Origin of the sequence: Acinetobacter sp. USHLN143, from assembly GCF_037145695.1 — a bacterium.
Lineage (GTDB): Bacteria > Pseudomonadota > Gammaproteobacteria > Pseudomonadales > Moraxellaceae > Acinetobacter > Acinetobacter fasciculus.
On record NZ_JBBCWZ010000187.1, the window covers coordinates 1 to 721 of the forward strand.

Consider the following 721-nt stretch of genomic DNA (forward strand, 5'->3'; position numbering starts at 1 on the left):
GGTGGTGTATCAAAAAGTATGCTAAAAAAAAGCAGGTTGAATTTTGATAAAATAGAGAAATGCAAATAACTCTAGAAATCAAATGTCCAACCTGCCTCAGTGACAGTATAAAGAAAAATGGCATCAAAGTAGATGGGAAACAAAACTACCAATGCAAAGACTGCAAACGTCAGTTTATTGGTGACCATGCTCTGAGCTATCTAGGATGTAATTCTGGCATTACTCGTAAAATATTACAGTTAATGGTCAGAGGCAGCGGTATACGAGATATCGCTGAAGTTGAGCGCATTAGTATCGGTAAAGTCTTACGGACTTTAACTGAATCGGCCTATCAAATTCAGCCTAAACAAAGTCATTATGAATCTCTCGAAGTAGATGAATTCTGGACTTTTGTTGGAAATAAAAATAATAAACAATGGCTTATTTACGCCTACCATCGAGAAACAGGTGAGATTGTTGCTTATGTTTGGGGTAAGAGAGATTTAGCTACAGTCCAAAGGTTGAAGACAAAGCTTAAACAATTAGGTATTCACTACACCCGAATTGCAAGTGATCATTGGGATAGTTTCATCACTGCTTTTAAAAACTGCAAGCAAAGTATTGGTAAGTTTTTTACTGTAGGAATTGAAGGTAATAATTGCAAAATAAGGCATCGAATAAGGCGTGGTTTTAGAAGAAGTTGTAATTTCTCCAAAAAGCTTGAAAACCATTTTAAAGCCTT

At 35.8% G+C, this 721-nt stretch carries 1 protein-coding gene; it reads left to right on the forward strand.

Annotation, left to right across the window (positions count from 1 at the left end; translation table 11 throughout):
* Positions 1-59 precede the first annotated feature (59 nt).
* Positions 60-721: IS1 family transposase (locus WFH18_RS17605; protein WP_153567224.1), on the forward strand; the 662-nt coding region annotated here is incomplete at its 3' end.